The sequence below is a fragment of the Longimicrobiales bacterium genome (assembly GCA_035764935.1).
Taxonomy (GTDB): Bacteria; Gemmatimonadota; Gemmatimonadetes; order Longimicrobiales; family RSA9; genus DASTYK01.
The window spans coordinates 1-4,436 of the sequence record DASTYK010000195.1 but is presented as its reverse complement, the minus strand read 5'-3'; the positions used below and the strand labels follow the sequence as shown (position 1 = coordinate 4,436).

Below are 4,436 nucleotides of genomic sequence, written 5' to 3'. Positions count from 1 at the left end.
ACCGGCATTGGTGTTCACGACGACGCGGTACCCGTCGTCGGCGACGCCCTGCTCGCGTGCAATCGCGCGCGCGGCGACGAACAGCTCGCCCAGCAGGGCCGCATCGGCAGGCTCGACGTCGTTCACGGACCCGATGTGACGCTTCGGGATGATCAGGACGTGCACCGGCGCCTTGGGATCGATATCCCGGAACGCCACCAGGTCATCCGTCTCGTGCACGATCTGCGACGGAATCTCCCGGCGCACGATGCGACAGAAGAGACAATCCTGTTGCGACATCGTTCCTCTCCACCTCCGGCGCGTCGCGCCATGGCTGCGCCCTCGTTCGCCGCCAATGTAGCGATCCCCACGCTGGAGGAGGAGATGCAGCCGACCAGGATCAGGAACGCCGCACTGCGCGTGCTGCGCCGCGGCACCAGCCGTGCCCTCCCGCTCGCCGATCTCGCCAGGATCCTGGCCGACGAGGAGCGCATCACCGTCACCCCCGACGGACTCGCGGAGTCACTTCGCGACGACAGCGGCCTCGCACTCCTCGAGCGGCCCGACCCCATCGAGGCGCTGCCGCTGGCCGTGCACGAGACCGGCCCCGCCTACCAGGAGGCGCTCAGGGGGACCGCCGGGTGCTGGGCAGTCGTCGACACGGGGGAACGGCCGTTCGCCGAAGAACCCGACGCATTCGAGATGCTTGCCGGTCCACTGCTCCGGCTGTGGCGGGATGCCGGAGGAGATACACAGCTGAGGAACGACGTGAGCATGGCACTGGGCGGGCTGTATGCCATGATCCGCGCGTCCGACGGATTTTCTGCCACGGAGGGCCCTGAGCTCACGGAGGACCGCTGAGGTTCATCGCCGGAGGCACACACTCCTCAGCTTCGGCCGCGTGCGGCTCTGCACGGGCGGTGCAACACCCGGCGAGCGTTCACGCCCGTACCAGCCATGCCGACCACCACTCGTCCTCGAGGTCCTCGATGGTCGCGCGAAAGCCGGCCGCAGCAGCGTCCGCGAGGACGTCGTCGGCCTCCTGTTCGAGGATGCCCGAGACGAGGAGGGCACCGCCGGGTGCGAGCGCGCCGCGGAAGGCCGGCAGCAGCGGACGGATCACGCTGCTCAGGATGTTCGCGAGAATGATGTCGTACGTGCCGTGCGCATCGAGCCATGCAGTGTCGACGAGTGCGTGCTCGAGATGCACCTGCGCACTGACACCGTGCCGCTCCACGTTGTCACGCGCATTGATCAGTGCGTCCGCATCGCTCTCCACCGCGTCCACCCCGGCAGCGCCGAGCAGTGCAGCAGCGATCGCGAGGATCGCCGATCCCGTACCGACGTCCAGCACGCGCGCGCCGCTGCAGTCGAGTTGCTGCAGCAACCGCAGCATCCCGCGCGTCGTACCGTGCTCCCCCGTGCCGAACGCCATCTCGGGATCGATCGACAGCAGGACGTCACCCGGACGCAGCTCCGGCGTCGTCCATGTCGGCGCCACGACGATGCGCTCCCCCACGCGCCGCGCCCGCAACCCGCGCCGCCACTCCGCCCCCCAGTCCGCAACCGCCACGACACGCGAGGCGATGTCGAGCGGCTGCCCCACGAACTCCTCGAGCCGGCGCCGCAGCTCCATGAGGCCGATGTCCCCCGCTTCCACACGTAGCTCGCCTGGCCGGCTCCCTTCCCCAGGCTCACCTCCGGCCGTGACCGGTATCCACGCCCGCACCGCGGAGCCCACCTCCTCCACCCCGCCCAGCCCCATGGAAACGAGCCCCTCGGCGACCAGTCCAGCCAGGTCCTCCGAGGGGCACGCTACTGTGAGCTCGATCAGCTCGTCGCTCACCCGCCGAACGCTTCCCGGACTCTGGACCAGAAGCCGCGCTCGTCGTCCTCGTCGATGTGGGACGGCGGTGCCTGCTCGATCTCGGCCAGCCGGCGCAGCAGCTTCTCCTGCTCGGCCGAGAGCGACGTCGGTGTCCACACCTTCACGCGCACGATCAGGTCACCGCGGCCGCCGCCCTGCAGGTGCGGCAGGCCACGACCGCGCAGCCGCAGCAGTCGCCCCGACTGCGTACCCGCCGCGATCTTCAGCCGTGCATTCCCCTCGCCGACCGTCGGCACGTCGATTTCCGTGCCGAGCGCGGCCTGCGAGAACGTGATCGGCAGCTCGTGGATGAGGTTCGCGCCGTCACGGATGAAACGCGGGTCCTCCTCGACCTCGAGGACGGCCAGGATGTCGCCGCGCGCACCACCGCGGGGTGCCGCATGTCCCTGCGCGCGGAGCGTGACGTAGTCTCCCGTCGAAACGCCGGGCGGCACGCTGACCTCGATCGTCTTCTCCGCGGGCTGCACGCCCTCTCCGTCGCACGTGTCGCACGGCGACTCGATGATCTGTCCCTCGCCCTGGCACTGCGGGCACGGCTGCACCGTCATCATCTGTCCGAGGAACGACCGCTGTACGCGCCGCACCTCGCCTGCACCGCCGCACGTCGCGCAGCGCACCGGCTGGGTGCCGGGCTTCGCGCCCGAGCCGCTGCACGTCGAACAGACGTCGTGGACGCGAACCTTGAGCGTCTTCTTCGTCCCGGTCGCGACCTCTTCGAGCGTCAGCGGGATGTGCGCACGCATGTCGGGCCCGCGGCGCATGCGGGCACCACCGCGCGCACGTGCGCCGGCCATGCCGCCGAAGATGTCGCCCAGGCCGCCGAAATCGCGCATGAAGATCTCGAGCGCGTCGCTGAAGTCGAAGCCGAACCCGCCCGGCGTGTGTGCGCCGCCCTTGACGCCCGCATGACCGAACCGGTCGTAGGCGGCACGCTTCTGCGGGTCGCGCAGGATCTCGTACGCTTCGGTCGCTTCCTTGAAGTGCTCGGCTGCCTCCGGTGACCCGTTGTTGCGGTCCGGATGATACTGCATGGCGAGCTTGCGATACGCGCGCTTGATGGCTTCGCCATCGGCGTCCCGCCCTACGTTCAGTACTTCGTAATAATCACGCATCCCGATCATGACGGCGGGTTTGCAAGTTCGTTCATCAGTGCGCTGCTGTACTGCACGATCGCAGCGATCTTCTCGTATGCCATCCGCGTCGGCCCGATCACCCCGACGACACCGCTCAGTCCGCCGAGCCGGTACTCGGAGGTGACGAGCGTGAAGCGGGCGAGGCGCGGCTCGGCGTGCTCCGCGCCGATGGTGATTGCGGGCGAATCGTCGTGGCGCCGTGTCGTGAGAGCACCGGCCAGGATCTCGCGCTGTTCCGTCAGCTCGATCAGGTTGCGCAGATCGCTGCCGGCAGCGAACTCCGGCTGGCCGGCGAGCACGCTCGCACGACCGAGCATCAGCTCCTCGCGCCCGTCCTGCTCTGCGTTCAGCACGTTGCCGGCCGACTGGATGAAGATGTTGAGCAGCTCGCTCGACGCTTCATCGCTACCTGCATCGCGCAGCCGCTCCGGCAGCGACGCGCGGATCTCGTCCAGCGTGTGCCCCGCCAGCCGCTCGTTCAGGATCGCGGTCACGGAGGCCAGTGTGGACGGCGGCACCGTGCCCGGCAGGTCGACATACACGGTGCGGACTGCGCCGCTGCCGAGCGTCAGCACGAGCAGCATGCGGTCGCTCGCGACGAGGGCCAGCTCCAGCTTTTCGAGCACGACGTCGTCCAGGCGCTGCGCGATGGCGACACCCAGCTCGCCCGTGATCAGCCCGAGCGCCTGCGTCGCGCGACGCACGATCCCGGCGATCGCGTCGGGCAGCGGCTCGGAAATCTCGGCGAACTCGCGGCGCAGCCGGCGCTGCTCCGCTGCCGTGAGCCGGACCGGGCGCATCAGGGTGTCGACGTAGTAGCGGTACGCACGGTCGGTCGGGATGCGTCCCGCCGAGGTGTGCGGATGGAAGAGGAACCCCTTGTCCTCGAGGTCCGCCATTGCGTTGCGGATGGTGGCGGCCGACACGCCGAGGCCGAACCGCTTCGCGACGGTCCGGCTGCCCGCCGGCTCGGCCGTCTCGACGTAGGTCCGGATGACCGCGTCGAGAACCGCCTCCTCCCGTTCTGTAAGCTGTAGCTCAGCCATGCACCATCACACGCAAATCAAGGGGCCGGAATGTGTTGAGTCCGTGCGCGGACTTCAAGCCGCAGCATCCAGCTCGACGGCCAGCCGGTCCAGCAGCAGCCAGCCCTCCGGCGTCAGTCGCACCCGCTCGCCCGCGGCGACGGCCCAGCCCTGCCGCAGCCACTGCCCCAACAGCTCGCGCTGCCCCGGCGACAGTTCGCCCGGCGCGACGCCCGCATCCGTCCGCAGCATCAGCCAGGCCCGCTCCAGGGCACCCGCGCCACCGTCCGGTCGCTCGTCCCCGGTACGGGCCGAGCCGGTCCCCATCACGCGACTCCGGTACCGCGCCCAGTCCCGCTCGTTCCACCAGCGCACCCCGTCCACGAAGGAGTGTGCGCCGGCGCCGAGCCC

Annotated in this window: 6 protein-coding genes; 1 reads left to right on the top strand and 5 read right to left on the bottom strand. The window is 69.7% G+C overall.

Annotation, left to right across the window (positions count from 1 at the left end; translation table 11 throughout):
* On the bottom strand, positions 1 to 279 hold a 279-nt coding region (locus tag VFU06_17155; protein HEU5211129.1), incomplete at its 3' end, for a histidine triad nucleotide-binding protein.
* A gap of 30 nt (positions 280 to 309) precedes the next feature.
* On the opposite strand from VFU06_17155, the gene VFU06_17150 reads away from it, so the two are divergent.
* Positions 310 to 840, top strand: a complete 531-nt coding sequence (locus VFU06_17150; protein ID HEU5211128.1) for a hypothetical protein — start codon at positions 310 to 312, stop codon at positions 838 to 840.
* A 79-nt stretch (positions 841 to 919) separates the two neighbouring features.
* Here the strand turns inward: VFU06_17150 and VFU06_17145 are convergent, their stop codons facing one another.
* The 4 genes from VFU06_17145 to VFU06_17130 all read right to left on the bottom strand — a co-directional run.
* Positions 920 to 1,825, bottom strand: a complete 906-nt coding sequence (locus VFU06_17145) for a 50S ribosomal protein L11 methyltransferase (protein ID HEU5211127.1) — start codon at positions 1,823 to 1,825, stop codon at positions 920 to 922.
* Entirely contained in the window at positions 1,822 to 2,988 is a 1,167-nt protein-coding gene (gene dnaJ, locus VFU06_17140; GenBank protein ID HEU5211126.1) for a molecular chaperone DnaJ, read from the bottom strand. The genes VFU06_17145 and dnaJ overlap by 4 nt, the downstream gene beginning before the upstream one ends.
* A complete protein-coding gene (gene hrcA / locus VFU06_17135) occupies positions 2,985 to 4,046 on the bottom strand; it encodes a heat-inducible transcriptional repressor HrcA (GenBank protein ID HEU5211125.1) in 1,062 nt (353 codons plus the stop codon). Before hrcA ends, dnaJ begins: the two co-directional genes overlap by 4 nt.
* A gap of 54 nt (positions 4,047 to 4,100) precedes the next feature.
* Positions 4,101 to 4,436: hypothetical protein (locus tag VFU06_17130; protein HEU5211124.1), on the bottom strand; the 336-nt coding region annotated here is incomplete at its 5' end.

Coding starts and splice junctions, on each gene's coding strand:
- dnaJ (HEU5211126.1), bottom strand. CDS start 2,988: ATGATCGGGATGCGTGATTATTACGAAGTACTGAACGTAGGGCGGGAC.
- hrcA (HEU5211125.1), bottom strand. CDS start 4,046: ATGGCTGAGCTACAGCTTACAGAACGGGAGGAGGCGGTTCTCGACGCG.
- VFU06_17150 (HEU5211128.1), top strand. CDS start 310: ATGGCTGCGCCCTCGTTCGCCGCCAATGTAGCGATCCCCACGCTGGAG.